General features: G+C 71.6%; 25 protein-coding genes and 1 pseudogene. 10 read left to right on the top strand and 16 right to left on the bottom strand.

Translation table 11 applies throughout. From position 1 onward, the window contains the following. Window positions 1–70: 70 nt before the first annotated feature. Both gndA and ACZ7PG_RS15595 read right to left on the bottom strand, forming a co-directional pair. A complete protein-coding gene (gndA, locus tag ACZ7PG_RS15600) occupies window positions 71–1,510 on the bottom strand; it encodes an NADP-dependent phosphogluconate dehydrogenase (RefSeq protein WP_470239732.1) in 1,440 nt (479 codons plus the stop codon). An 85-nt stretch (window positions 1,511–1,595) separates the two neighbouring features. Then, a complete protein-coding gene (locus tag ACZ7PG_RS15595; RefSeq protein ID WP_470239731.1) occupies window positions 1,596–2,516 on the bottom strand; it encodes an MBL fold metallo-hydrolase in 921 nt (306 codons plus the stop codon). Window positions 2,517–2,751: 235 nt separating this feature from the next. Between ACZ7PG_RS15595 and ACZ7PG_RS15590 the strand changes: the two genes are divergently transcribed. From ACZ7PG_RS15590 to ACZ7PG_RS15575, 4 genes are all read left to right on the top strand, one after another. Then, window positions 2,752–3,615: a helix-turn-helix domain-containing protein gene (locus tag ACZ7PG_RS15590; RefSeq protein WP_155548665.1), complete on the top strand. Its 864-nt coding sequence runs from the start codon at window positions 2,752–2,754 to the stop codon at window positions 3,613–3,615. 100 nt (window positions 3,616–3,715) lie between these two features. Further along, on the top strand, window positions 3,716–4,543 hold the full coding sequence (locus ACZ7PG_RS15585; protein WP_470239730.1) for an SAM-dependent methyltransferase: 828 nt from the start codon (window positions 3,716–3,718) through the stop codon (window positions 4,541–4,543). After that, entirely contained in the window at window positions 4,540–5,388 is an 849-nt protein-coding gene (locus tag ACZ7PG_RS15580; protein ID WP_470239729.1) for an SAM-dependent methyltransferase, read from the top strand. Before ACZ7PG_RS15585 ends, ACZ7PG_RS15580 begins: the two co-directional genes overlap by 4 nt. Next, the gene (locus ACZ7PG_RS15575) at window positions 5,385–5,990 is read left to right on the top strand and encodes a class I SAM-dependent methyltransferase (RefSeq protein ID WP_470239728.1); all 606 of its coding nucleotides are present in this window, start codon (window positions 5,385–5,387) and stop codon (window positions 5,988–5,990) included. The genes ACZ7PG_RS15580 and ACZ7PG_RS15575 overlap by 4 nt, the downstream gene beginning before the upstream one ends. A 71-nt stretch (window positions 5,991–6,061) precedes the next feature. On the opposite strand, the gene ACZ7PG_RS15570 is transcribed toward ACZ7PG_RS15575, so the two are convergent. Continuing rightward, window positions 6,062–6,313, bottom strand: coding sequence for a hypothetical protein (locus tag ACZ7PG_RS15570; protein WP_470239727.1), 252 nt, complete (start codon window positions 6,311–6,313; stop codon window positions 6,062–6,064). A gap of 558 nt (window positions 6,314–6,871) precedes the next feature. Between ACZ7PG_RS15570 and ACZ7PG_RS15565 the strand changes: the two genes are divergently transcribed. After that, a complete protein-coding gene (locus tag ACZ7PG_RS15565; protein WP_285482105.1) occupies window positions 6,872–7,126 on the top strand; it encodes a DUF397 domain-containing protein in 255 nt (84 codons plus the stop codon). A gap of 132 nt (window positions 7,127–7,258) precedes the next feature. Here the strand turns inward: ACZ7PG_RS15565 and ACZ7PG_RS15560 are convergent, their stop codons facing one another. From ACZ7PG_RS15560 to ACZ7PG_RS15540, 5 genes are all read right to left on the bottom strand, one after another. After that, a complete protein-coding gene (locus ACZ7PG_RS15560) occupies window positions 7,259–7,804 on the bottom strand; it encodes a hypothetical protein (RefSeq protein ID WP_470239726.1) in 546 nt (181 codons plus the stop codon). After that, a complete protein-coding gene (locus tag ACZ7PG_RS15555; protein ID WP_470239725.1) occupies window positions 7,797–8,939 on the bottom strand; it encodes a hypothetical protein in 1,143 nt (380 codons plus the stop codon). Before ACZ7PG_RS15555 ends, ACZ7PG_RS15560 begins: the two co-directional genes overlap by 8 nt. A gap of 21 nt (window positions 8,940–8,960) precedes the next feature. Beyond that, window positions 8,961–9,353: a FixH family protein gene (locus tag ACZ7PG_RS15550; RefSeq protein WP_470239724.1), complete on the bottom strand. Its 393-nt coding sequence runs from the start codon at window positions 9,351–9,353 to the stop codon at window positions 8,961–8,963. After that, a complete protein-coding gene (locus ACZ7PG_RS15545; protein WP_470239723.1) occupies window positions 9,350–10,750 on the bottom strand; it encodes a hypothetical protein in 1,401 nt (466 codons plus the stop codon). Before ACZ7PG_RS15545 ends, ACZ7PG_RS15550 begins: the two co-directional genes overlap by 4 nt. Window positions 10,751–10,845: 95 nt before the next feature. Continuing rightward, window positions 10,846–11,700: an alpha/beta fold hydrolase gene (locus tag ACZ7PG_RS15540; protein ID WP_470239722.1), complete on the bottom strand. Its 855-nt coding sequence runs from the start codon at window positions 11,698–11,700 to the stop codon at window positions 10,846–10,848. Between the two features lie 53 nt (window positions 11,701–11,753). Between ACZ7PG_RS15540 and ACZ7PG_RS15535 the strand changes: the two genes are divergently transcribed. Next, window positions 11,754–12,299: a CGNR zinc finger domain-containing protein gene (locus ACZ7PG_RS15535; protein ID WP_470239721.1), complete on the top strand. Its 546-nt coding sequence runs from the start codon at window positions 11,754–11,756 to the stop codon at window positions 12,297–12,299. Here the strand turns inward: ACZ7PG_RS15535 and ACZ7PG_RS15530 are convergent. The 3 genes from ACZ7PG_RS15530 to ACZ7PG_RS15520 are packed head-to-tail and all read right to left on the bottom strand — an operon-like array spanning window position 12,280 to window position 15,067. Continuing rightward, on the bottom strand, window positions 12,280–13,149 hold the full coding sequence (locus ACZ7PG_RS15530) for an oxygenase MpaB family protein (protein ID WP_470239720.1): 870 nt from the start codon (window positions 13,147–13,149) through the stop codon (window positions 12,280–12,282). The genes ACZ7PG_RS15535 and ACZ7PG_RS15530 overlap by 20 nt on opposite strands. Further along, window positions 13,149–13,724: a TetR/AcrR family transcriptional regulator gene (locus tag ACZ7PG_RS15525; RefSeq protein ID WP_470239719.1), complete on the bottom strand. Its 576-nt coding sequence runs from the start codon at window positions 13,722–13,724 to the stop codon at window positions 13,149–13,151. Before ACZ7PG_RS15525 ends, ACZ7PG_RS15530 begins: the two co-directional genes overlap by 1 nt. After that, window positions 13,691–15,067: an amidase gene (locus ACZ7PG_RS15520; RefSeq protein ID WP_470239718.1), complete on the bottom strand. Its 1,377-nt coding sequence runs from the start codon at window positions 15,065–15,067 to the stop codon at window positions 13,691–13,693. The genes ACZ7PG_RS15525 and ACZ7PG_RS15520 overlap by 34 nt, the downstream gene beginning before the upstream one ends. Before the next feature lie 135 nt (window positions 15,068–15,202). Here ACZ7PG_RS15520 and ACZ7PG_RS15515 point away from each other — a divergent pair, with 135 nt between their 5' ends. Next, a complete protein-coding gene (locus ACZ7PG_RS15515) occupies window positions 15,203–16,231 on the top strand; it encodes a D-cysteine desulfhydrase family protein (protein WP_470239717.1) in 1,029 nt (342 codons plus the stop codon). Window positions 16,232–16,309: 78 nt separating this feature from the next. Here ACZ7PG_RS15515 and ACZ7PG_RS15510 read toward each other — a convergent pair. Beyond that, window positions 16,310–16,876: pseudogene (locus ACZ7PG_RS15510) on the bottom strand (DUF998 domain-containing protein); the annotation flags it as partial. 35 nt (window positions 16,877–16,911) lie between these two features. Beyond that, window positions 16,912–17,697: a protein phosphatase 2C domain-containing protein gene (locus ACZ7PG_RS15505; RefSeq protein ID WP_470239716.1), complete on the bottom strand. Its 786-nt coding sequence runs from the start codon at window positions 17,695–17,697 to the stop codon at window positions 16,912–16,914. Window positions 17,698–17,834: 137 nt separating this feature from the next. Here ACZ7PG_RS15505 and ACZ7PG_RS15500 point away from each other — a divergent pair, with 137 nt between their 5' ends. Continuing rightward, window positions 17,835–18,044 carry a helix-turn-helix domain-containing protein gene (locus tag ACZ7PG_RS15500; RefSeq protein ID WP_284750436.1) on the top strand — a complete coding sequence of 70 codons (210 nt, stop codon included), beginning with the start codon at window positions 17,835–17,837 and terminating at the stop codon, window positions 18,042–18,044. Further along, window positions 18,044–18,571 (top strand): Clp protease N-terminal domain-containing protein, encoded by a 528-nt coding sequence (locus tag ACZ7PG_RS15495; RefSeq protein ID WP_470239715.1) that lies wholly within the window; start codon window positions 18,044–18,046, stop codon window positions 18,569–18,571. Before ACZ7PG_RS15500 ends, ACZ7PG_RS15495 begins: the two co-directional genes overlap by 1 nt. Here the strand turns inward: ACZ7PG_RS15495 and yczE are convergent. Next, window positions 18,568–19,188 (bottom strand): membrane protein YczE, encoded by a 621-nt coding sequence (gene yczE / locus ACZ7PG_RS15490; protein WP_470239714.1) that lies wholly within the window; start codon window positions 19,186–19,188, stop codon window positions 18,568–18,570. The two genes, ACZ7PG_RS15495 and yczE, sit on opposite strands and share 4 nt — an antisense overlap. A 61-nt stretch (window positions 19,189–19,249) precedes the next feature. On the opposite strand from yczE, the gene yczR reads away from it, so the two are divergent. Continuing rightward, window positions 19,250–20,698 (top strand): MocR-like transcription factor YczR, encoded by a 1,449-nt coding sequence (gene yczR, locus ACZ7PG_RS15485; RefSeq protein ID WP_470239713.1) that lies wholly within the window; start codon window positions 19,250–19,252, stop codon window positions 20,696–20,698. A 502-nt stretch (window positions 20,699–21,200) separates the two neighbouring features. Here yczR and ACZ7PG_RS15480 read toward each other — a convergent pair. Then, on the bottom strand, window positions 21,201–22,322 hold the full coding sequence (locus tag ACZ7PG_RS15480; protein WP_470239712.1) for a hypothetical protein: 1,122 nt from the start codon (window positions 22,320–22,322) through the stop codon (window positions 21,201–21,203). Between the two features lie 695 nt (window positions 22,323–23,017). Next, complete coding sequence (locus ACZ7PG_RS15475; protein ID WP_470239711.1) at window positions 23,018–24,184, bottom strand: pyridoxal phosphate-dependent aminotransferase; 1,167 nt, start codon at window positions 24,182–24,184, stop codon at window positions 23,018–23,020. Window positions 24,185–24,205: the final 21 nt, after the last annotated feature.

The following is a 24,205-nucleotide window of genomic DNA, read 5'->3' as shown; positions in this document are numbered from 1 at the left end:
GCGGTGGTGCTGGTGACGCTGCTCTGATCGGGAAGGACCAGGGGGTTTTCCCGATCAGAGCAGCACCGGCTCAGGCTTCGGACTCCGGGCGGCCGTCGGCGGCCCAGGCCGTGTGGAACGAACCGTCGCGGTCGACGCGGCGGTAGGTGTGCGCTCCGAAGAAGTCACGCTGACCCTGGACGAGCGCGGCCGGCAACCGGTCGGCCCGCAGGCCGTCGTAGTACGCCAGCGCCGTCGAGAAGCCCGGCGTCGGGATGCCCAGCCGGACGGCCGTCGAGATCACCGAACGCCACGAGTCCTGCGCGTCCTCCACGGCCTTGCGGAAGCCGCCCGACGTCAGCAGCGTCGGCAGCTGCGGCTCGTCGGCGTAGGCCGAGGTGATGTCGTTGAGGAACTTCGCGCGGATGATGCAGCCGCCGCGCCAGATCGAGGCGACCTTGCCGAGGTCGATGTCCCAGCCGTACTCCGTCGCGCCGGCCTGGATCTGGTTGAAGCCCTGCGCGTACGCGACGACCTTCGACGCGTACAGCGCCTGCTCGACGTCGTCCGCGAAGCGCTCCAGCTCCGAGCCGGACAGCGGCGACCGGGTGGGACCACCCAGGCCACGAGCCGCCGAGCGCAGCGAAGTCGAGCCGGACAGCGAACGCGCGAAGACGGCTTCGGCGATGCCCGAGATCGGGACACCGAGGTCGAGGCCGATCTGCACGGTCCAGCGGCCGGTGCCCTTCTGCTCGGCGGCGTCCTCGACGACGTCGACGAACGGCTTGCCGGACGACTTGTCGACGTGCGCCAGCACCTCGGCGGTGATCTCGATCAGGTACGAGTCCAGCCGCCCGGTGTTCCAGGTCCGGAACACGTCGGCGATCTCGGCGGGGGAGTACCCACCCGCGCCGCGCAGCAGGTCGAACGACTCCGCGATCAGCTGCATGTCGGCGTACTCGATGCCGTTGTGCACCATCTTGACGAAGTGCCCGGCGCCGTCCGCGCCGATGTGCGTGCAGCACGGCTGCCCGTCGACCTTGGCCGAGATGTCCTCGAACAGCGGGCCGAGGGACTCGTAGGACTCCTTCGAGCCGCCGGGCATGATGCTCGGCCCGTGCAGCGCGCCTTCCTCGCCACCGGAGACGCCGCTGCCGACGAAGTGCAGCCCACGCTCGCGCAGCGCCTTCTCACGACGTCGAGTGTCGGCGAAGTGCGCGTTGCCGGCGTCGATGATCACGTCGCCCTCTTCGAGCAGCGGCGCGAACTCGTCGATGACGGCGTCCGTCGGGCCGCCCGCCTTGACCATGATCACGACCTGCCGCGGCCGTTCCAGCGCGTCGACGAACGCCTGCGCCGAGTATGCCGGGATGAAGTCGCCCTCGTCGCCGAACTGCTCCACCAGCGCGCGGGTCCGCTCCTCGGACCGGTTGTGCAGGGCCACCGTGTGCCCGTGCCGGGCCAGGTTGCGGGCCAGGTTGCGGCCCATGACCGCCAGGCCGGTGACCCCGATGCTCGCCTTCTTGCTCATCCGCATCCTCTCGAAGACTCTCTCGATTCAGACCCTAGTCCGATCGAGGCCTCAAGGAAGGGCACGGAGGAGCAGCTCACTCAGTTCAGGAGAAGCAGCGGATCGGTCCGCGGTTGATCGCGAGCATGTCCGTGATCGCCGCGACGAGGTCGATGTCCGCGCCCCACTCGGCACCGTCCAGCTCGGCGTACGCGCGGTGCAGGTTGCCCGGCAGCCGCTCCTGCTCGCTCATCGAGGCGAACTCACCGAGGTCCGCCTCCTGCGCGGCCTCCAGCGGCGACAGCCCGGCGGCCTTCCCGCGCTCGGCCGTCTCCTGGACGAACTTCAGGTACCTGTCCACTGTGTCCACGACGTCGAGCCCGCACGGGCCGCCGTGGCCGGGCAGGATCACCTCCGGCTCGAGTTCGCGGATGACGTCGAGGCCCTTCCGCCAGCCGGCCACCGAGCCCATGAGCGCGAACGGGCTGCCGCCGTTGAACACCAGGTCGCCGGCGTAGAGGACGCGCTGCTCCGGCAGCCAGACGAGGACGTCGTTGGTCGTGTGGGCCGCGTGGCCGGGGTGGATCAGCTCGAGGGCGAGGTCGCCCGCGTGCACGGTCAGCCGGTCGTCGAACACGACCTCCGGCGGCCGCGAGCGCAGCTCGCCCCAGTCGCTGCCGACGAAGACGCCCTCGAACGTCTGGATGCCCTCGGCGACCATCAGCTCGCGGGTCTTGCGGTGCCCGATGATCGTCGCGCCGCCGGCCAGGTAGTTGCCGTTGGTGTGGTCGCCGTGGTGGTGGGTGTTCACCAGCGTCGTCACCGGGCTGCCGGTCGCGGCCTCGACCGTCTCGAGCAGCGCGCGCGTGCGGCGCTCGGTCGAGCACGTGTCGATGAGCACGGTGTGGTCGCCGGCGTCGACGAACCCGCAGTTGTTGATGTACCAGGAGCCGTCGGGCTGGACGTAGCCGTGGACCCGGTCGGCCAGGCGGGTGACGGCGGCGGCGGAGGGCGAGCGATCGGTCACGGGGCCAGTCTGCCCGAGACCGGGCTCCGCCGGTTGGCCGAATAATTCGGAATTTCGCTGGTCCAGGCGAGTGATAGCGCAGGTGACTGGCATTCTGCGGCGTTTCCTGGAACGCTGCGCGATGTCATCATCGAGATCCGCAAGGTGAAGCACTAACCTGGGTGGGTTCGATAGTTCGCGTGCGACGGCGGCCGGTGGCCGTCGTCGCTTGGTAGTGGTCCGGGAGAGCAGGGCGATGGCCAGCACCGTCACCTCGCGCCGGAAGCAGCTCGGAAACGAGCTCCGGCATGCCCGCACCGCGGCGCGGATGACACAGCAGCAGGTCGCCGAGGTCCTCGGCTGCACCCAGGGCAAGGTCAACAAGATCGAGTCCGGTGCCGTCGGGGTCAAACTCGGGGATGTGCGATCCATGCTGAACGCGTTCGGGATCAACGGCGAAGAGGCCGACACGCTGATGAACCTGGCGCGGGCCGCCGCCGGGCAGCGCGGCCACTGGTCCGGCTACCGCTCGGTGGTGCCGCACTGGTTCCGCACCTTCACCGACCTGGAGCCCGCCGCCGCGGAGATCCTCACCTGGCACGGCGAGCGCATCCCGGGTCCGCTGCAGTCCGAGCACTACATGCTCAAGCAGTTCACCGAGGCCGGTGCGACGGACGTGACGTCGCTGGTGCGCAACCGGCTCGACCGCAAGGCGGTGTTCGAGCAGCAGCAGCCGCCGTACTACCGGTTCATCATCAGCGAGGGCGCGCTGCGCCGGGCTCCCGGCGGGTACGCGCCCGCGGTGATGCTGGACCAGGTCGAGCACCTGCTCTCGCTCGAACGGCACCCGCGGGTCTACGTCCACGTGCTGCCGTTCGGGGCGCGGCTGGCCGCGGTGCCCAACGACTTCACGATCATGCGCTTCCCGGACCGCACCCGGGACTTCGTCTACATCGAGCACTCCGCCGGCGGGCTGTACCTCGACGACGTCAAGGACTTCAACATCTTCGTCGACTCGTGGGACCGGCTGCGGGGAGCGGCGCTGGAGCGGCAAGAGACCCGGCAGTTCCTGAAGGAGCTCGCGGAGGGTTACCGCGGCCAGATGCAGCAGCTCCAATAGGGCGAACGGCGGCTCGAAGGGTCCCGAGTGGTGAACAACTGTCGGTAGAGTGGCTCTGTTGTGCCCTAAGCCACCGGAAGTGCCGCCCGAAGGGGACATCGTGGACCCCGACTTCCTCCCCGACGCCGTCGACCTCGACCGGCCGAACGTGGCGAGGATCTACGACTGGGCGCTCGGCGGCACCGCGAACTGGGCGGTCGACCGGCAGTACGGCGAGCTGGCCGTGAAAGCGTTTCCGCTGGCGAAGACCCTGGCGCGCGGCAACCGCGACTTCCTCGGCCGGGCCGTCCGCCACTGCGTCGCCGAGGGCATCACGCAGTTCCTCGACCTCGGGTCCGGCATCCCGACCGCCGGCAACGTCCACGAGGTCGCCGACGAGTACGCCGAGGACAGCCGCTGCGTCTACGTCGACAACGAGCCGGTGGCCGTCGCGCACGGGCGGATCCTGCTCGACGAAGAGGGCGATCCGGAGCGGCACGCCGTGCTGCACGCCGACCTGCGGGACGCCGAGGAGGTCTGGGAAGCCGCGCTGGCCACCGGGGTGCTCGACCCCGAGCGGCCGATCTGCCTGCTCAGCGTGGCCGTGCTGCACTTCCTGCCGGACGTCACCGGCGTGCGCGAAGCCATCCGCGACTACCGGACGCTGCTGGCGCCGGGGTCGGCGTACGTGCTCTCGCACGCGACCGAGTCCGGCGTCGAGGGCGACGAGCTGGCGCAGATCCGGCGGCTCGTGCAGCTGTCGGAGCGGTCGAGCTCTCCCGCGATTTCCCGGTCGCTCGACGAGATCGCCGCGTTCTTCGGTAACTTCGACGTCGTCGACCCCGGGATCGTGCCTGTGGGAGAGTGGCGCCCCGAGCCCGGCGCCGCCCCGGTCCCCCTCGCGAGCGTGGTCGGCGGTGTCGGCCGCAAGCCTGGAGGACGAAAATGACGACGCAGGATCCCGAGGCCCCCGAAGGCGTCGACCTCGAGCGGCCGAACGCGGCCCGCATCTACGACTGGTTCCTCGGCGGCGACGCCAACTGGGCCATCGACCGCCAGTTCGGTGAGCAGGCGGTCAAGACCTTCCCGATGATCAAGACGGTCGCCCGCGTCGGCCGTGACTTTCTCGGCCGCGGCGTCCGCTACCTGGCGCGCAACGGCATCGACCAGTTCCTCGACCTGGGGTCGGGCGTGCCGACGGTGGGGAACGTCCATGAGGTCGCGGCCGAGGTGAACCCGAACGCGCGGTGCGTGTACGTCGACAACGAGCCGGTCGCGGTGGCGCACTCGCAGGTGCTGCTGGAGAAGGAGGGTGTCGCGGACCGGCACGCGGTGCTGCAGGGCGACCTGCGCGACCCGGCCGACATCTGGAAGCGCGCGCTCGACACCGGCGTCCTCGACACGAACCGGCCGATCGGCCTGATCATGGTCGGCGTCCTGTACTTCCTCGGCCCGGACGAGCCGGTGGCCCCGACCATCCAGAAGTACCTCTCGCTGCTGCCGTCCGGCTCGTACTTCCTGTCCTCGCACCTGACCACCGAAGGCCTCGACGCGATGGCCGACGCCGAAAGCCGCGAGTCGATCGTCGCGCAGTACCAGCGGTCGAGCACCCCGCTGCACCTGCGCAGCAAGGCGGAGTTCACGACGTTCTTCGAAGGCCTGGAGCTCGTCGAGCCGGGCATCGTCTACCTGCCGGAGTGGCACCCGGAGGAGATCGAGTCGCGGGCGACGAAGAAGCTCGCGAACGACCCCTCGTTCGTCGGCCACATCTGCGGCCTCGGCCGCAAACCGTGACAGCGGCCTACGACGCGGTCGCCGTCCAGTACGCGGAGTTCGTCCGCGACATCTGGGACGGCGACCCGCTGGACCGGTCCGCGTGGGCGACGTTCGCGGAGTTCGTGCGCGGCCGCGGGCCGGTCGCCGACCTCGGGTGCGGGCCCGGCCACCTGACGGCGCACCTGCGTTCGCTCGGGGTCGACGCGTTCGGCGTCGACGTGTCGCCGGCGATGGTCGAGCTGGCGCGCACCGCGCTGCCAGAGCTGCGGTTCGAGGTCGGTTCGATGGCGGCGCTGGACCTGCCCGACGCGTCGCTCGCCGGGATCCTGTCGTGGTATTCGATGATCCACACGCCGCCGTCGGAGATTCCGGGGTACTTCGCCGAATTCACCCGGACGTTGGCGCCCGGTGGTCACGTTCTGTTGGGGTGCTTCGAGTCCGGGGACGGCCCGGTTTCGGAGTTCGACCACAAGGTCACGACGGCGTACCGGTGGCCGCTCGACGAACTGATGGCGCTGGCGGCCGCGGCCGGGCTCGTCGAGGTCGGGCGGATGTACCGCGAGCCCGTCGAAGGAGAGCGCCCCTTCCGACAGGGACGCCTGCTGCTGCGGAAACGGTAGCCACGAACGGCGAGAGCCCCGGTCCCATCAGGGAACCGGGGCTCTTGGTGGTGGTACGGCAGTTCAGGGCTTCAGACGCGCGAACCGATCCGCCCGCGCAGCAGCGGGGTCAGGTCGATCGTGGCCTCCAGCGGCCGGGTGGTCCGGAAGCCGTCGGAGTGGCGCTGCTGCGGAAGGTCCTGGTCCGCGGCCCACGTCGTCGTCTTGCGCAGCGGCGCCTGGATCAGGCTGAAGCCGAAGCGGTTCCTCAGTTCGTTGCCGATCCCGCGGCGGCCACGGTGCTCCTCCTCGCGGCGGAACAGCGAGTTCATCCGGACGGCCATCGTCTACACCCCCAGCTCTCGTCGCGGTGACCGGGCACGTTCGCCGCCGGTCAGTCCGAGACAGGGTTCACACGGCATGCCGGCCCCGGGGGCCAGCCATTCCACGTCGGCACGGGAAAGCGCTTCCCCGCACTTGGTTCGGACCAGCTCGCTCGTTCCCCGGGTGGCGTCCAGTCCGAAGACGTGGACCACCCGGCGGGCCTCGCCTGCGGTTCCCCTGGCGAGCCTGCCCACGACAATCGCGCTCGGTGGCGCGCTGTCCTCGACGATCACGCTGATCCTCCCCCATGAGGTCCTGCGGTGGTGGTTTGGTCGGTCGTCAACCAGTGGCCTGCGTTCGGGGACCGCCCGTCGCATGCAGGCAGTCATTCACCGACACCAGCGCCCCGGCCGATGCGATTAATCCTACTCCTGGAATAATCTTCATGTCGAGGCCGGACCTAGTTGATCACCCGCTTGGCCGTGTGGCGTACTCCATTGAGACACTGAGTAGCCGGGAGCGGGTACTTTCGACCAGGTCACGGCCGCGCCCCCCAACGATCCTCGGAGGTACGACCCATGGCGGATTATCCGTCGTTCGCGGATTACGATCCGAACACGGCCGTGTCCCTGTTCCAAGAGGCTGCTTGGGAGAAGTCGTTCGCCAGCGAACCCAATGGTGGGAGCTGCGTCGAGGTCAACCTCGGCCGCGAAGGCCTGATCGGTGTCCGCGACACCAAGCTCGCGACCAGCCCCGTGTTCGTGTTCGACACCGCCGAGTGGGAAGCGTTCCTGGTCGCCGTGAAAGCCGGGCAGTTCGACCTGCCCGCCTGATCCATCCCCCACCGCGGTGATCGTGTCCGAGCTGCGTCCTGGAAAAATGGCGAAGGCCCCCTTCCCCGTCACTGGAGAAGGAGGCCTTCGCGACGCCGCGGATACGCCCGGGTGCCGATTGTGAGGGGAATCTCACCCGGTTGCCGGAAGTCCGCCCCCGCGCAACCGGCTCCGGGTCCGGCGCCAGGCCAGCACGACCAGCACCACGAGCCCGATCAACGGCAGCGTGCTGATCGCCCAGCTCAAGCCCATCGGCGGCCCGGGCTGTTCGAGCACCGGCAGCGCCTTCAGGTCGCCCGTGCCGGACCCGGCCGGGCCGTTGACCGTGAAGCGGAACGTCCAGTCACCCGGCCGTGGCATCGAGCGGACGTCGAGCCCCCAGACCTCGAGCTTGCGCGGGTGGCGGACCAGCGGCTGCGTGCGGTTCTTCCCGCCCTCCGGGTTGATCATCGTGAGCGTGCCGGACTTGTCGTCGATCCCGCCGTCGGGGATGAACGTGAAGTCCAGCGACTGCATGGCTTTAAGCGGCCAGGTGCTGAACCCGATCGTCATCCCGTACGGCCCGGCCTGCACGTGCTCGGTGTGCACGATGTTGACCGGCTCGTAGGCGTTCGCCGGCGCGGCGGTGGCGAACAGCAGTCCGGCCACCGCCGCCATGGCCAGAAGTGCCTTACGCATCAGCGGTTTCCCCCTTCTTCACGGGCGCCAGCAGGCAGAGCATCCCGCCGAACCGCCACCCGGCGAACCCGCCGAGCAGCCCCAGCAGGCCGCTGAGCACGGCCGTCGTCGTCAGGTACCAGGCCGGCGGCAGGTGCGCGCCGGTGTAGAGCAGGACGCGCTGGATCGGCAGGCTCAGCCCGATCAGCAGCCCGGCGATCCCGCCGACGACCACCGAAACGCGGCCCGCGCACCACCCCCGGCGTCGCCCGGCCAGGAAGCCCAGCTCCATCAGCGCGGCCACCGGCAGCAACGCCATCGGCGTCAGCGACGGCATTTCCGGCACGCCGGAGATCGCGTCGCGCATCGGCAGGCCGACGAGGTCCGCGTACGCCTGGGCGGCCCACGGCGAGAACCACCAGAAGACCGCCTGCACGGCCGCGACCAGCGCCGCGGTGCCGACCGCCCCGCCCGGCCGGCGCAGGAACCCGGCGCCGACCGCGACGAGCAGCACGGCCATCATCGAGCAGCCGATCGAGACGGCGTCGGCGTAGTCATCGGGCACCTGCTGCAGGCCGAGCGCGAGCACCGGCCCGAACGTGAGCAGCACGGTCAGCGAAGCCAGCGTGCCGATCCGGCCCCAGCGGTGCTCCCGCGCCGCGGCGAACACCGCGGTCGTGCCGATCAGCGACACCGTGATCGACAGCAGCAGCCCGATGTGCGGCGGCGAGTCGATGACCGCGTCGAAGCCGTAGAGCCCGTGCCACCACTGGTCCCACAGGCCGTACAGCAGGAACGTGGCCGCGCCGACGCCGGAGACGAGGTAGCCCAGCGGCGCCGCGAAGGTCTGGCCGAACACGTTGACCACGCGCCCGCCGATCCGCGGGTCGACCGGGCGCCCCGCGCGCCGCGCCGCCGTCGTCAGCAGCACGACGGCGAGGCTCGCCAGCCCGACGACCGCGCTGCCCGCGTACAGGAACAGGTGGGGCAGCGTGAAGAACGTGTCCGGCCCGACGTCGCTGTGCCACTGGATGTCCCAGGTCAGCCCGACCAGTGACAACAGCGAACCGCCGAGCACGACGTTCGCCGGCAGCAACCCCATTCGAGCCTGTTTCGCCACCGACGTGGTGCGCACGCCGGATGCGGTGAGATCCATTCCCCCGAACCTTTCTCTTGACTACTTGACCAGCAACGGAAAGACGAGCTGCGCGGGCCCTCCCGGCCCGCGCAGCGACACGGAGATCTCCCACTGACCGGACATCGGCAGCGAGACCCCGGTGGCGCGGAACCGGCCGGGGCTGTCCGCCACGGCGAGCACCGGGGCGAACGCGTGTCCCATCTGCGCCATGACCGGCTCGACCAGGACGCTGTCGGGCGCGGGCCCGGTCACCGCGACCGCGAACGTGTTGCCGCCGATGCGCGGCGGGTCCGCGGAGAACTGGACCGTGTACGGCCCGGAAACCGCCTGCTGCGTGGTGGCTTTGGCGGCACCGGCCGGCCAGAACAGCCAGGCGGCGCCGGCCACGACCACCAGCGCGACCGCGGCGATCAGCACCTTGGGGCGTTTCATCGTCCGGCTCCTGTCGTCGGGACGTCCACCACGGCGGGGATGGTCAGTACGCGGTAGCCGCGCTCGGCCTGCAGCCAGATCCGGTACCGGCCGGGCGCGGCGAAGGTGTAGGTGAAGCTGACGTCCGGGCCGTACGCGGCGACGGTCTCGTCGGGCCGGTCGAGCTGGCCCGCGACCGGCGGGATCATCGCGTGGACGTGGGCCCAGGTGGGTGCCTTCGCGGCGGCCGCGCCGACGTCCGGGCCGGTGATCGGCCCGGCCACGATGAGGTGGCCGAGCATGCCCAGCCACGGCTGGAGGTCCTGCGTCCGGAAGTGCGCGGTGACGGTCGTCGGCGTGCCGGGGGTGATCGTGAGGTCGACCGGCGTGCCGTCGACCGTCCGCGGCCCGGCGCCGGCGGGTTCGGGCGCGGGTGCGGCGGTGCCCGTCAGGTCCACAGTGGACCGGACGAGCTGGACCCCGCCGCCGCGCCGGACGAGCTCCGCGGCGACGGTGTACGTGCCCGCTTCCGGATCGGCCACGCCGACGCGGAAGTCGCCGGGGCCGACGCGCACCGGGTGCAGGTGGCTCATCCGGCCGGACGGCGAAACCAGCACCAGGTGCACGAGTGCGTTGTCGTGGATCAGCAGGTCGTCGACCGGGCGCCCGGTGGCGCCGTCGGTGAGGTGCAGCGTCACCTCGCCGCGCTCGGCTTCGACGGCCAGGTTCACCGGCGGCCGCGAGTAGTCCACTGTGGACAGCTGAGCGTTCGCGTACGGGTCGGTGACGTTGTCGTACGTCGGATCGAGCTGGCTGCCGGGTGCGGGCGGCGGGGGAGTGCTCGCCGACAGCAGCGCGCCGGTGACCGCGACGGCGATCGCGGCGACCACGCCACCGGCCGGGATCAAGGCGAAGGCGGTTCGCTTCGCTCGCATCGCCACCACGAGCGCCAGCAGCAGGAACACGCCCGCGGCGACGAAGCCGCCGTAGGTCGCCTTCTCCCACGGCGGAACCACCCGCGCCGGGACGATGAACGGGATGGTCGCGGTGGTCCCGCTCCCGTCGTCCAGTCTCAGCTCCCACGGCCCCGGCTTGCCGACCTGGAGGTTTCCCGGGTACACGCCCGGTTCGGCACCGAGGACGACGTCACCCCTCGACGTCACGACGCCGTCCGCCGCGACGGCCAGGTGCAGCGTCCCGGGCGCGGTGCCCTGGTGCGTCACGACGTCGACCCGCAGCGGCGACGGCGTGACGTCGACCCGGCGGATGATCACGGTCAGCTCGCGCGCGCCGAGTGTCTGCGCGACCTGGATGTCGGTGCCGGACGGCGCGCCGTCGGCGTGCGCGGTCCCGCCGGCCAGTGCGATCCCCAGCACGGCCAGCAGCATCAGCAGCGCGGCTCTCGATTTGGTCCCCATCGTGGAGCGAACCTATCGACGGAGGACCGTGGCGGGCGTCACGGCGGGGAGGGAACTCCGGTCCCCAGTGCGGGGGACCGGAGCCCCCGGGGGTCTCAGGGGCGCAGGAACTTCCGCAGGTGGGAGACGACTTCGGCCGGTTGTTCCTCGGGCAGGAAGTGTCCGCATTCGGCCAGTGCCGCGCCCGTGACGTCGTTCGCGTACTCCTGCCAGATCTCGAGCGTCGGCAGGGTGCCGAGCAGGCCGTTCGCGCCCCAGAGCGCGAGAAGTGGCTGGGTGACGCGCTTTCCGGCGGCGAAGTCGGCGTCGTCGAGCTCGGCGTCGTCCGGGAAGGACGCGCGGTAGTCGTCGAAACCGGCGCGGAGCGCGCCGGGCTGGGAGAAGGCGCGGACGTACTCGGCGACGGCGTCCGGGTCGAGGGTGTGGCGCTGGTAGGTCCAGCGCTCGAAGAAGTAGCCGAGGTAGGCGGCGATGTTCTGGCCGGCGAGCAGTTCCGGCAGGTCGGGCTGGAGGTGGAAGAGCCAGTGCCAGTAGGCCTTCGCGATGCCGGTGTCGAGGCGCTGCCACATCGCGCGGGTCGGGGCGATGTCGAAGACGGCGACGCGGTCGACCTGGTCCGGGCGGTCGAGGGCCCAGCGGTGAGCGACGCGGCCGCCGCGGTCGTGCCCGGCGACGGCGACCCGCCCGAAGCCGAGGTGCTCCGCGAGCCCGGCGACGTCGGCGGCCATCGTGCGCTTGTCGTAGCCGGTCCGCGGCTTGTCGGTGCGGCCGTAGCCGCGCAGGTCGGGGGCGATGACGGTGTGCGTCTCGGCGAGCGGCTCGAGGACCTGGTGCCAGCAGTGCGACGTCTGCGGCCAGCCGTGCAGGAGGAACAGCGGCGGCCCTTCGCCGGCGCGCAGGTAGTGCATCCGGAGCCCGTTGACCGTGGCCGTGCTTTCTAACCTGTTCATACGGTTAGAAGGTAGCCGCACTTCTAACCTTCCGCAACGGTTAGAGTGGGGGCATGGAGTGGGCTTTCGACGGCGGACGGCCGTGCCTCGACCTGGTCAACACACTGCGCTCCCGGTACGCCGAGGGCGTCGAGCTGCTGACCGGGCCCGAAGCGCTGGCGGAGTGGCTCGTGCTCGCCGGCTTCACGACGGCGCCGGTGCCGGTGACGGCCGGGAACGTGCTGGCGGCGAAAGCGTTGCGGGAAGCGATCGACCGGGTGCTGCGGGCGCCCGAAGAGATGGACGTCGGCCTGGTGAACAACGCGGCGGCTTCGGCGCCGGCACCGACGCCGCGGCTGGTGCTGGCGGACGGTGTGCTGCGTCGTGAGGTGCCGGCCGCGAAGGATCCGGTGGCCTCGGCGTTCGCGGCCCTGGCAGCGGATGCGATCGACCTGGCGGCGAGCGACGCGGACGTCCGCATCTGCGCGGCGGACGACTGCGGAATCCGCTTCTGCGACGCCTCCCCGCGACGCAACCGGCAGTGGTGCTCGATGGCCCGCTGCGGCAACCGGGCCAAGGCCCGCGCGCACTACGCGCGGGTCAGTGGGCGCGAGGAGTAGCGCCGGGGCCGTTGCCGCCGATGAAACGCTGGTAGACCCGCGGGTGGGCGCGGAGCCAGACGTTGAGCTTGCCGATCCACCGCATGTGGGCGGTCCGCAGCCAGGCCGGGACCGGCGTCGCGAGAATCCGCACTGCGCGGGCGAACCGGTCGAACCGCCGCTGGTCGCGGAGTGTCCACTGTAGACCGAGGCGGGCGCGCAGTGCGGGCGGCAACGTCGCGCGGAGCAGGAACATCTGGGTCCGGGCGTGCCACCGCCACCAAGAGTCGGGCAGCCACCGCACCGGCTTCCGGACCGTGTGGATCGTCTCGAAGAGTTCCTCGATGGTCGGGTTCGTCGCGAAACCGGCCACCATGTCGTCGTAGTAGCGCTCGAACGCCGTCCAGTCCGGCGGCAGATCGCGCTCGCGCACGCCGAGCAGCCGGCCGACGTCGCACATCTGCGCGTAGTATTCGTCCAATTCGGACGGTGACAGTGGACGGCCGAAAAACCGTTGTGCGTCAACGGGAACCTTCACCAAGGTCGCGTGCACCCAGGCGTACGCGGCCGGGTCGAGCCCGCTGTAGCGCCGTCCGTCGAGAGACCCCGTGAACGAACGGTGCAGAGCGCGCAACCGTGACGCCTCCACCCGCGCCCCCGCGGTGCCGCCGTAGACGTAGATCGACAGCGACGCGCCCGTCCGCATCAGCCGCGTCCAGGGATCCGACGTGTAGTCCGAATGATCCCGGACCCCCGCCGCGACGACGGGGTGCGCGACCTGCAGCACCAGGACCTGTCCGGCCAGCAGCGCGTCGCGGAAGTCGCCGAAGTACTTCCACGCCGCCGTGCCGCGGACGATCGGCCGCGCCATCAAGCCCCGCGGATCAGCATCATCAGCGGCCCGGCGACGGGTGCGTCGGCCTCGCCGGTCGCCAGCCGGCGCAGCTGGAGCCCGGCGATCAGCGCGACGACCGGCCCGGCCAGCCGCTGCGGCTCCGGCACACCGACCGCCGACAGGATCGTCACGGCCAGCTCGTCGTACGCCGCGAAGCAGCGCGAAGAAGCTTCCTGCAGCTCGGGATCCCGGGCGGACTGGAGGTACAGCTCGTGCGCGCCGAGCTCGTCGGCGCCGAACGGCAGCTGCGCGATCACGTGCTCGACGACCGACGCGGCCTGCTCGACGCTGAGGCCGTCGGCGCGGTAGCCGTCGACGATCGCGCCGAGCTTCGCCGTCTCTTCCTCGACGAACAGCAGCATCGCTTCGCGCAGCAACGCCGTCTGGCTGGGGAAGTGGTAGGTGAGCGTGCCGAGCGAGACGCCGGCGGCGGCCACGATGCGGCGGTTCGTCAGGCCGCCGACGCCGTGCTCGCCGACGACCGTCAGCGCGCCGCGCAGGATGGCTTCCCGGGTGCTTACCAGCTTGTCTCGGGATGCCGCTCCGGCCACCGTTCGACCTCTTCCAGTTGCGCGGCGAGCGAAACCAGCCGCTCCTCGGCGTGCGAGGGGCCGAGCAGCTGCGCGCCCAGCGGCAGCCCGTCGGCGGTCAGCCCGGCCGGGACGTTGACCCCCGGCCAGCCCAGCACGTTCCACGGCCAAGCGTACGGGCAGGCGGCGATCATGGCCTGGTCGGTTTCCCAGCCGGACAGCCCGTCGAAGGTGCCGATCGGCGGCGGCGGGGTCGCGGTGGTCGGGGTCAGCAGCACGTCGACGCGGCCGAAGACCGAGCCGATCCGCCGGTGCAGCCCCGGCTCCAGCGCCCGCGCGAGCCGCAGCGCGGGCCCGGCCAGCAGACGGCCATGGCCGGCGTTGCTGCGCGTGCGCGGGTCGAGCCCGGCGCGGTCGGGCACCCGCAGCGTCCAGTCGCGGACGCCGGTGAGCGAGCGCGGCAGGAACGTCAGGCCGATCAGCCCGTAGTCCGGCTCGACCTCGACGATCTCGTGGCCCAGCCCGGCGAGCGACTCCGCGAGCCGCCGCACGTTCGCTTCGACGACCGGGTCGAGCCGGGTCTTGGTGGCGGTGAACGGGATCCGCGTCGACAGCCCGATCCGCAGCCTGCCGGGTTCGCGCACGGCGGCGGTCCGGAACGTGGTGCCGGTCGCGGCGACGACGTCCAGCAGCAGGGCGGCGTCGCCGACGGTCCGGGCGAGCGGGCCGAGCACGGTCAAGCCGTGGAACAGCTCGCCGTCGGTCGGGATCCGGCCGCGCTGGGGCTTGATGCCGACGAGCCCGGTCCACGCGGCCGGGATGCGCACCGAGCCGGCGCCGTCGGAACCGAGCGCGGCCGCGATGGCCCCCGACGCCACCGCGGCCGCGCTCCCGCCCGAAGAACCCCCGGGTGTGTGGCCGGGGTGCCACGGGTTCCGCGTCGCACCGAAGGCCGGGCCCTCGGTGAACGGCCATTGGCCCAGCTCGGGCGTGTTGGTCTTGCCGATGATGATCGCGCCGGCCTCGCGCAGCAGCGCGACAGCGGGCGCGTCGGTGGTGGCGCACGGGAACTCGCCGACGCAGCCGAAGGACGTCGGCAGGCCGGTGATGTCGACGTCGTCCTTGATCGCGACGGGCACGCCGAGCAGCGGCTTGCGGTCGCCGGCTTTCAGCCGCTGGTCCGCTTCGGCGGCCTCGGCGAGAGCAGCGTCGTCGCGCAGGTGCCGGAAGGCGTTGAGCGTGGGCTGGCTCGCGTGCGCCCGGCCGAGGGCCGTCGCGGTCAGCTCGGCGGACGTGACTTCGCCGGCGGCGAGCTGCGCGGCCTGCTGGGTGAGACCGGTGAAGTCCAGGCTCGTAGCTGTCATGTCGGCCCCCGGAGGTTCTCGTTCGTTCGAACGAACGTTACCGGATACCCGCGGTCTTTGGCCAGCCCGGTCGTGAGTGAGAAACCGGGTTCCAACCCGGTTTCTCACTCACGACGGCTGCGGCAGACTGGGCTCATGACGTTCGACTTCGCCGGATTCCCCGACGCCGCACTCGCCGCGATCCCCCGGGTCGACCTGGGTGGCTGGCCCACGCCGCTGCACGAGGCGCCGCGGCTCGGCGAAGCGCTCGGCCTGCGGAACCTCTGGCTCAAACGCGACGACGTCCACCCGCTCGGCGCCGGCGGCAACAAGCTGCGCAAGCTCGAATTCCACCTCGGCGCCGCGCTCGAAGCCGGCGCGGACACCGTGATCACCTTCGGCGCGCTGCAGACCAACCACGGCCGTCAGACGGCCGCCGCGTGCGCGAAGCTCGGCCTGCGCTGCGAACTCGTCCTCACCGCGAAGGTCCCTCGCGATGGCGAAGCGTACGAGCGTGGCGGCAACATCCCGCTCGACAAGCTCTTCGGCGCGACCGTCCACGTCTGCGCCGACGGTGAGGAGACCGGCCGCACCTACGACCGTCTCGTCGCCGAAGCCGCCGCCGAAGGCCGGAAGGTCGCCACCGTCCCGGTCGGCGGCTCCAACGACCTCGGCGCGCTGGGCTATGTCCGCGCCACGTACGAACTCGCGAAGCAGCTCGAAGAACGCGGTGTCGAGCGCGCCCACCTCGTCATCCCGCACGCCAGTGGCGGCACGGCGGCCGGCGTCGTGCTGGCCACCGGGCTCCTCGGGAACCTCGGCGTCGGCATCGCCTGCGTCAGCCACCCGCTCGACGAGGCCACGGAGAACCTCCGCGACCTCGTCGCCGGTGCGGCCAAGCTCCTCGGCGTCGAGCCGCCGGCGTTCACGCACTCGAAGATGAGCGACTCGACCCTCGGCCCCGGCTACGGCATCCCGACCGACGCCGTCTGGAACGCGCTACGGCTTTTCGGCCGCACCGAGGGGGTTGTGCTCGATCCGGTGTACACCGGCAAGGTGGCCGCCGCGCTGGTCGAATGGGCGGGCCACTTCGCCCCCGACGACCACGTGGTGTTCCTGCACACCGGCGGGATGCCCGGCCTGTACGGCTACGCGCCCGAATTCGCGGCTGCCGTCGAAGGCTGACTCGAGCCGGGTCGCGACCCACAACAGCGTGAGGATCAGGACGACGTCGGCGAGCATCAGCAGCCGTTGCGTGACGCCGATCGGGACCGCGTCCGAGATCTGCGGGAACAGCCAGATCCCGGCCTCGCTCAGCCGCACCAGCACGAAACTGACCGCGAACAGCCCGAACGCGACGGCGCTCAGCCGGATCGCCCGCACGATGGCGACGCGTTCAAGCCGTCCCCGCAACGGTTCCAGCAGTGAGATCGCCGCGCCGGGCAGGCTCAGGAACGCGATCAGGCACGCGTAGAGGTGGATTTCGCCGCTGACCGGGTCGGGCGCTTCCGGGTAGCTGGCCGGGAAGATCGCGGCCGCGGCCATCCCGAGCGACCAGAGCGCGAGCAGCAGCCGGGTCGTGCGCGACAGCGGGACGCCGGCCGCGTGCAGCGCGCCGAGCACCGCCAGCGAGCCGATGGCCAGCGACAGCACGCTCGCGGCGAGCATGCCTTCGCCCCGGTCGGTCACGGTGTAGCTCGACAGCGTGTCGTACACCGGGTTGTGCGAGCTGATGATGTGCAGCACCACGGCCGTGAACAGCCCCCAGCCGATCGCGCCCAGCGCCACGAGCCGCCACGGTCTCGTGCGCTTCCCCTGTTCCGTCCCCATGCCATCCAGGTTCTCGAAGAACCGGACGGCCGTGATCAGGGAAGACCCTGAATTCCCCCGGATGCGAAGTCGATCAGTACCAGGGCTTGGTCGTCGTGGCGCTTCGGACGCGGCCAGCGTTCACCGTCCGGATCCTGCTTTTCGGCGGTCCGGACGGCGTCCAGCACGGCGTCCGGCCCGTCGGCGCGGGTGATCGCCAGAACTTCGCGCCAGTCGAAGAGGGCGTACTGGTCGACGCCGATGGAGACGCCGTCACTGGCGAGCAGGACGGCGTCGACGTCGTGCCGTGGCCAGCTGCGGCGGACGGCGTGCGCGGCGGCGCCGGGGTCGGCTTCGGCGACCCAGAAGCCGTCGTGGGCGTTGCGCCGGCGCCGGACGTCCGCACCGGTCTGGAGCATCCCGCGCCGCCGCAGCCGCGCGAGCCGGTCGTCGGAGACGACGTCGACACCGAAGCCGCCGAACCCGACGACCGGGCTGTCGGCCAGGACGAGCGCTTCGACGCGGTCGCCGAGCCACCGCACGGCGGCGACCGTGCTGGACGGCGACTGTTGCGGACGCAGGGCGTTCTCGGCCGTCACGACGGCGATCGCGCTGGTCAGGAGGTCCGTCAGGTCGGCTTCGGGGGCCGCGCGGAGGTCGTCGGCGAGGCGCCGGGCCAGCCGTTCGGCGTACCAGCCGCCCGGGGGCAGCGCGGGGTCCGGCGAGGTGGCGCCGTCGAGCACGAGGACGGCGTTGTCCAGCACGACGACGTGGTCTTCGGTCGGGCGGGGGTGGCCGTCGGCGCCCACCCCGGCCCGCTCGGCGATCACGATCTCGGGCATCACCCGACTGTACGTCGGCCGCCGCGGACCTTCGCGCCGAAGCTCCGCAGCCTTCTCCTGCCGTGCGATTGTCGCTGCCGTGGGCCGTTGTCAACTCAGGTTGACAACACCGCACCTGTCAACGTAGGTTGACAGACATGACGGAAGCGACAGACCTGGCCGCCCGGGCCGGCGACCGCGATCCCCGGGTGGGGCTTCGCGCGGTCGCCGCGCTTCGGCGGCTGGTGGAACAACTCGAGGCCGTGCAGGTCCGCAGTGCGCGGATCAACGGCTGGTCGTGGCAGGAGATCGCCGCCGAGCTGGGGGTCAGCCGGCAGGCCGTGCACAAGAAGTACGGGAGGCACTGATGTTCGAGCGGTTCACGGCGGACGCGCGGCTCGCGGTAGTCGAAGCGCAGATGACGGCGCGGCAGTCCGGCTCGGTGGAAGTCGGGCCGGTGGACCTGCTGGCCGGGTTGCTCAAGACCGGGGTCCCCCTGCTCACCGAGCTGGGCGTCGCCACCGACGACCTGGCCGCGGAACTGGAGCGGACGAGACGGCGGGGCGGGGTCAGCGACGCCGACGCCGAGGCGCTCACCGAGTTCGGCATCGACGTCGAGCAGATCGTCGAAAGCGTCGAGCGGACCCACGGCGAGGGCGCGCTCGCCGGCCGGCTGGGCCCGGCCAAGCGGGGGCACGTCCCGTTCACGCCCCAGTCGAAGAAGACCCTGGAGCTGAGCCTCAAGGAAGCCGTCCGGCTGGGGGACAAACACCTCGGGCAGGAGCACATCCTGCTCGCGCTGGCCCAGCAGCGCGGCACTGACGACGTCCTCGCCCGGCGCGGCGCCGACTACCTGACGCTGCGCCGGGCGGTGCAGCAGCGCAAAGCGGGTTAGCTCTCACGCCAGGTGGTCAGCGGCAGCAGGGCCTGGGTGAGCGGGCCGATGGCCAGCGCGTAGAGCACGGTGCCGACGCCGACGGTCCCGCCGAGCAGGAAGCCGATGGCGACCACGATGACCTCGATGCCGGTGCGCACCAGCCGGACCGACCAGCCGGTGCGCCCCGCGAGCCCGGTCATCAGGCCGTCGCGGGGGCCCGGGCCGAGCCGCGCGCCGACGTAGGTGGCGGTCGCGACGCCGTTGAGTGCCACCCCGCCGGCCAGCAGTGCGATCTGCCACCCCAGGTCGTGCTGGTCGGGGAGGAAGGCCCGGACGACGTCGACCATGACCGAGATGACCACGACGTTCGCGATGGTCCCGATCCCGGGCCGCTGGCGCAGCGGGACCCACAGCAGGAGCACCACCACGGAGATCAGCCCGGTGACCGTGCCGAATGTCAGTCCGGTGTGCTTCAGGACGCCTTCGGCCAGCACGCTCCACGGCTCGAGGCCGAGGCCGGCGCGGGTCACGAAGGCGACGCTGGTGCCGTAGAGGGCGAGGCCCGCGAACAGCTGGACGCTGCGGCGGACGGGGTCGCGGGAGATCCGGACGGGCCGGAGATCGATCTGAGCCACGACTCCACTATCGGCTTCAAGTGGCCTTGTAAACCATAGCCAATTCCAGGATATTGGCCTTATGGAACCCGTCATCCCGGTAGGTGGACGCATCTCCGGTCCCCGATTGGCCGTCATGCTGGGCTCGTGGCGGCAGGGCGGATCACGACAGGGTGCGGTCGACCTGGCCGCGGCGATCGAGCTGCAGGTGCTCGACGGCCAGCTCCCGCTCGGCACCCGCTTGCCCGCCGAGCGGGAGCTGGCCGACGCGCTCGGCGCCAGCCGGACGCTGATCGGCGCGGCCCTGGACCGGTTGCGCGAGAACGGGTTCGTCGCGAGCCGCCGGGGCGCGGGGTCGTGGATCGCCGCACCCGGACGTCGTCGTCGCGGACCGCTCGCCCCGGTGAACGACGGCTCGATCGACTTCACGCACGCGTCGTCGCCGGCCATCGCGGGCACCGCCGCGGCGGTCGACGCGGCCCGCTTCCGGCTCGCCGAGCACCTGGGGGACCACGGCTACCAGGAACGCGGCCTGCTCGGCCTGCGGGAGAAGATCGCGCGGCGCTACACCGAGCGCGGGCTCCCGACGACGCCCGCGCAGGTCATGGTGACCAACGGCGCGCACCACGCGTTCGTCCTGGTCCTGCGGATGCTGTCGGGCCCCGGCGACCGCGTGCTCGTCGAGCAGCCGACGTACCCGAACGCGCTGGAAGCGATCCGCGCCGCGCACGCGATCCCGGTGCCGGTGGCGCTCGACCCGACCGGGGCGCGCGGCTGGGACATCGCGGGCATCGACGCGGCGCTGCGCCAGGCGAACCCGCGGTTCGCCTACCTCGTCGTCGACTTCCAGAACCCGACCGGGCTGCGGCTGGACACCGAGGGCCGCGAACGGCTCGGCACCGTGCTGGCCCGCGCCCGGACGCCGGTCGTCGTCGACGAGACGCTCGTCGAGCTGGACCTGGAAGGCGACCCGCTCCACGGGCCGCCGCCGCTGGCCGCGTTCGCCGGTGACCTGGCGATCTGCGTCGGCTCGGCGTCGAAGACGCACTGGGGCGGGCTGCGGCTCGGCTGGATCCGCGCGTCGGAGGACCTGCTCGGCAGGCTGGTTTCGGCGCGGTACGCGGTCGACCTCGGGTCACCGGTGTTCGAGCAGATCGTGCTCACCGAGCTGCTGGCCGACGAGACCGCGCTGGCCCGGCGGCGCGAGGAGCTGCGCGGCTACCGCGACGCACTGGCCGGCGCGGTGCACCGGTACCTGCCGGACTGGACGTTCACGCTGCCGAAGGGCGGCCTGTCGCTGTGGTGCCGCATGCCGGAGCCGGTGAGCTCGCGGCTGGCGGTGGCGGCGGCGAGCCACGGCGTCCAGGTGGCGCCCGGCTCCCGGTTCGGTGTCCACGGCGGCCTCGAGCGCTGGATCCGGCTGCCGTTCTCCTTGCCGCCGGACAAGATCGACGAAGCGGTCCGGCGGCTGAGCGCCGCGGCGGCCTCGGTCAGCGGCACCCCGGAATCACTGGCGGCGCCGATCGCCTGAAACGGACGAACCGGTGCGCTGGATGCGAGCCTGCTCCCAGGGATGGGCGGCGTTCATGTGCATCCAGCGCACCGGTTCATTCGTACACACCCCCGTTCGCGGACGTGACCCCGCTCGCGGGTAACCGCTGGCTTCCCGGCACAGCCCCTCGACGTGCCGGGAAGCCCGCGGTTCAGGCGCGCTCTCGGTACTGCGAGATCTCGCTCGGCGCGGTGAGCGAAAACTCCCGGAGCGCACCCGGTGTGGGTCCCGGCGCCACGGGGGCAGCGCGGCGCCGGGACCGGGATCCGACCCGGCCGGGCGCGGTCGGCCGGTCGGAAAGACTGTGGTTTCGCATGGCTTTCAGCCCCTGGGGTACGTCGGACGCGATGGCGCGTCACGAGACGTGAAGGAGTCACGAATTTCGTACTGGAGCAGGGGAATCGTCACGCCACTACGGCGTGGGCGCGCGTCCAGTTGATCTTGTTTTGGACGCAGTTCTCCCCGGCTGCCCGGTCAGGAGTCAGTCGGGGGAGGTGGTGGGCAGGGCGGCTTCCCTGCCCGCGCCGTCGACATCGTGGTCGAGGCTGGCACCGATCAGCTTCAGCTGGGTGGTGGTGACGCGGTCGGTGTGGACGGCGAACGGGTGGCGGGCGCCACCGGGGCCGTCGTGGCCGGCCGCCGCGGTCGGGGCCGGCGCGCTGGGGGCGCTGGTGCCGCCGGGCAGGCCCGGGGTGGAGTCGCCGCCGCCGTTGCGGGCGTGGACGCCGGAGTCGCGCGGCTGCTCCTGCTTGGCGGGCAGTGTGTTCTGCACCTCGACGAGGTGCACGACCGCGACCCGCGAGGTCTGCGACGACGTCGTCGAGGGCGCCTCGGCGGGCGTGGTCTCGGCGACGGCGGACGTGGTCGTCTGGGTGGTGGTGCCCCCGGTGACGCCGGGCACGGTGACCGTGACGCCGCCCGAGTTCGAGCCGCCGTTGAGGATCGGGCTCAGGATGTCGTCGAGGGGGAGCAGGACGGGCGCGTCCGGGTTGTTCGCGGGCGGCTGGGTGAGCGGCGCGAGGACGGTGTGGGACAGCGTGTCCGTGACGGCGCCGACGGTGCTCAGGGTCCCGTTGACGGTGGTCGTGACCGTGTTCAGCGTGCCGCCGACCACGTTGAGGACGCCGCCGACGAGCCCGCCGAGCAGGCCTCCGGACGACGTCGCCTTCGTCTTGGCTGCCGGTTCCGCCGGCTCTTCGGTGGTCTGAGTGTCCTTCGTGGACTGCTTCGCGACGGCTTCGGTCTCGGTCTTGGTCGCGGTTTTCGCGGTGTCGGCCGTGTCGCCGGCCGGCTGCTGCGCACACGTGGCGGTTTCGCGGTGGCTCTTGAGGTGGAGCCCTTGCAGCAGGCCGCGGTGCTCCACAGTGGACGCGGCGGGGTGCTCGCACCCGGTGGCCTCGGCGGCGTTCGCGGTGCTGCCGGAGAGTGCGCCGGTGAGCAGCCAGCCGGCCAGCGTGAGGCCGCCGGCGACGAGGATCTTGGCGGCGGGGCGCTGCAGCGAGGCCGTCCACGGCCGCGGCGTGCGGCCGCGCGCGGGGGTTTCACCCGCTGTGAGCGCAGGCTGCGCGGGAGCGCTGCGGCGCGCGTTCGCCGTGCTGCTCACCGCCACCACCACCGTCCGCGCCTGAAACTCTCGCGATGCCCGCTCGAGATTCTGTTCTTGCTGGGGTCTTTCTCCGGCCAGGTCGCAGTTCCCCCGGGGCTGCACTCTTTCTAGCACCGCTCGGGAGTCTTTCATCTCTCCCGCGTTCGATCCAGCCCGTAAGGCGGAACGGCCCGACCGGGCAAGGTATCTGGGGCCGACGAGTTGATCACTCTCAGTGCCGTTCGGGTGCTCCTCTGCGGCCATTCGGACGAGTACTGCAAATTGCACATTCGAGCGTTGACCTGATGTTTCCGGCAACGCGGTCGCTTTACGTGCCTACACAGCGACTTTGGGTGCGCGCGACCCCGTTCGGGCCGGGCGATCGAACAGGCGCCCGGAGGGTGGGACGGGCGCTGGGCCGAACGGGTCCACAGTGGCCGGCGAACCGGGATCCGCGCCGCTCGGACCCGCTCCGGTCCGTGATCACCGGCGGCCGGACACCCGCTGGTCCGGACCGCGCTCGCCAGGCGGCGCCACAAACACGGAATCGCCTTCATGATCGCGGAGCGTCACCGGCGGCTACGGCAACCGGTCGACCCCGCCGCGGCGTGTCGAGCCGGCCGCCGGGCGCGCCCGGCCTCGGCGCGCGCGGTGCGCCGACTTTCCCGCCGCGAATTCACGGCCGGAAAGTTTCCGCCTCGCCGCCGGGGTCGTCAGACCAGTTTGCGCAATCGGGTGACGCCCTCGTCGATGACCTCATTGCGCTTGCAGAACGCGAAACGCAGGAGGTGTTTCCACTCGTCCGGGTGATCGGTGAACACCTTGACGGGCACCGCGGCGACACCGACCCGGCTCGGCAGCTCCCACGCGAGGTCGGCGGCGTCGGTGAAGCCCAGCGGCCGCACGTCGACGCAGACGAAGTACGTGCCCGCCGTCGGCCGCACCGCGAACCCGGCGTCGGCCAGCCCGGCCGAAAGCCGGTCGCGCTTCTCCTGGAGGCTCGAGCGCAGGCCGTCGACCCAGGGCAGCTCGTGGTCGAGCGCGTGCGCGACGGCCGGCTGCAGCGGCCCGCCGGAGACGAAGGTGATGAACTGCTTCGCCGCCTTCACCGCCGCGACCAGCTCCGGCGTCGAGCAGACCCAGCCGATCTTCCAGCCGGTGCAGTTGAACGTCTTCCCGGCGCTGGAGATGCTCACCGTCCGCGGGCGCATCCCGGGCAGCGTGACCAGCGGGATGTGCTCGTTGCCGTCGAAGACGAGGTGCTCGTAGACCTCGTCGCAGATCGCGATGAGGTCGTGGTCGACGCACAGCGCGGCCAGCGCCTCCAGCTCGGCGCGCGTGAACACCGTGCCGGTCGGGTTGTGCGGCGAGTTGACCAGGATCGCCCTGGTCCGCGGCGTGACGGCGGCCCGCAGCCCCTCGACGTCGAGGCCGAACCGCCCGTCCTCGCCCTCGACCAGCCCGACGACCTTGCGTTCGGCGCCCGCCATCGCGACCGCGGCGGCGTAGGAGTCGTAGTACGGCTCGATGACGATGACCTCGTCGCCGGGCTCGGTCAGCGCGATGAGCGTCGCGGTGATGGCCTCGGTCGCCCCCGCGGTGACCAGGATCTCCGTGTCGGGGTCGTACTCGGTGCCGTAGCGCAGCCGGTGCCGCGCGATGGCCGCGCGCAGCTCGGGGCGCCCGGGGCCGGGTGGGTACTGGTTGGCCCCGCCGAACAGCGCGTTCTTGGCCGCGTCGAGCATGCCGGCCGGGCCGTCGGTGTCCGGGAAGCCCTGGCCGAGGTTGACGGCGTCGTGCTTGACCGCGAGCGCCGTCATCTCGGCGAAGATGGTCGAGGTGAACGGCCGGAGACGGGGGACGAGAGCAGGTTCGCGCACGATCACCGATCCTCGCGGACA

This window comes from Amycolatopsis sp. NPDC114504, from assembly GCF_055633595.1.
This window is presented reverse-complemented; position numbering and strand designations above follow the sequence as displayed.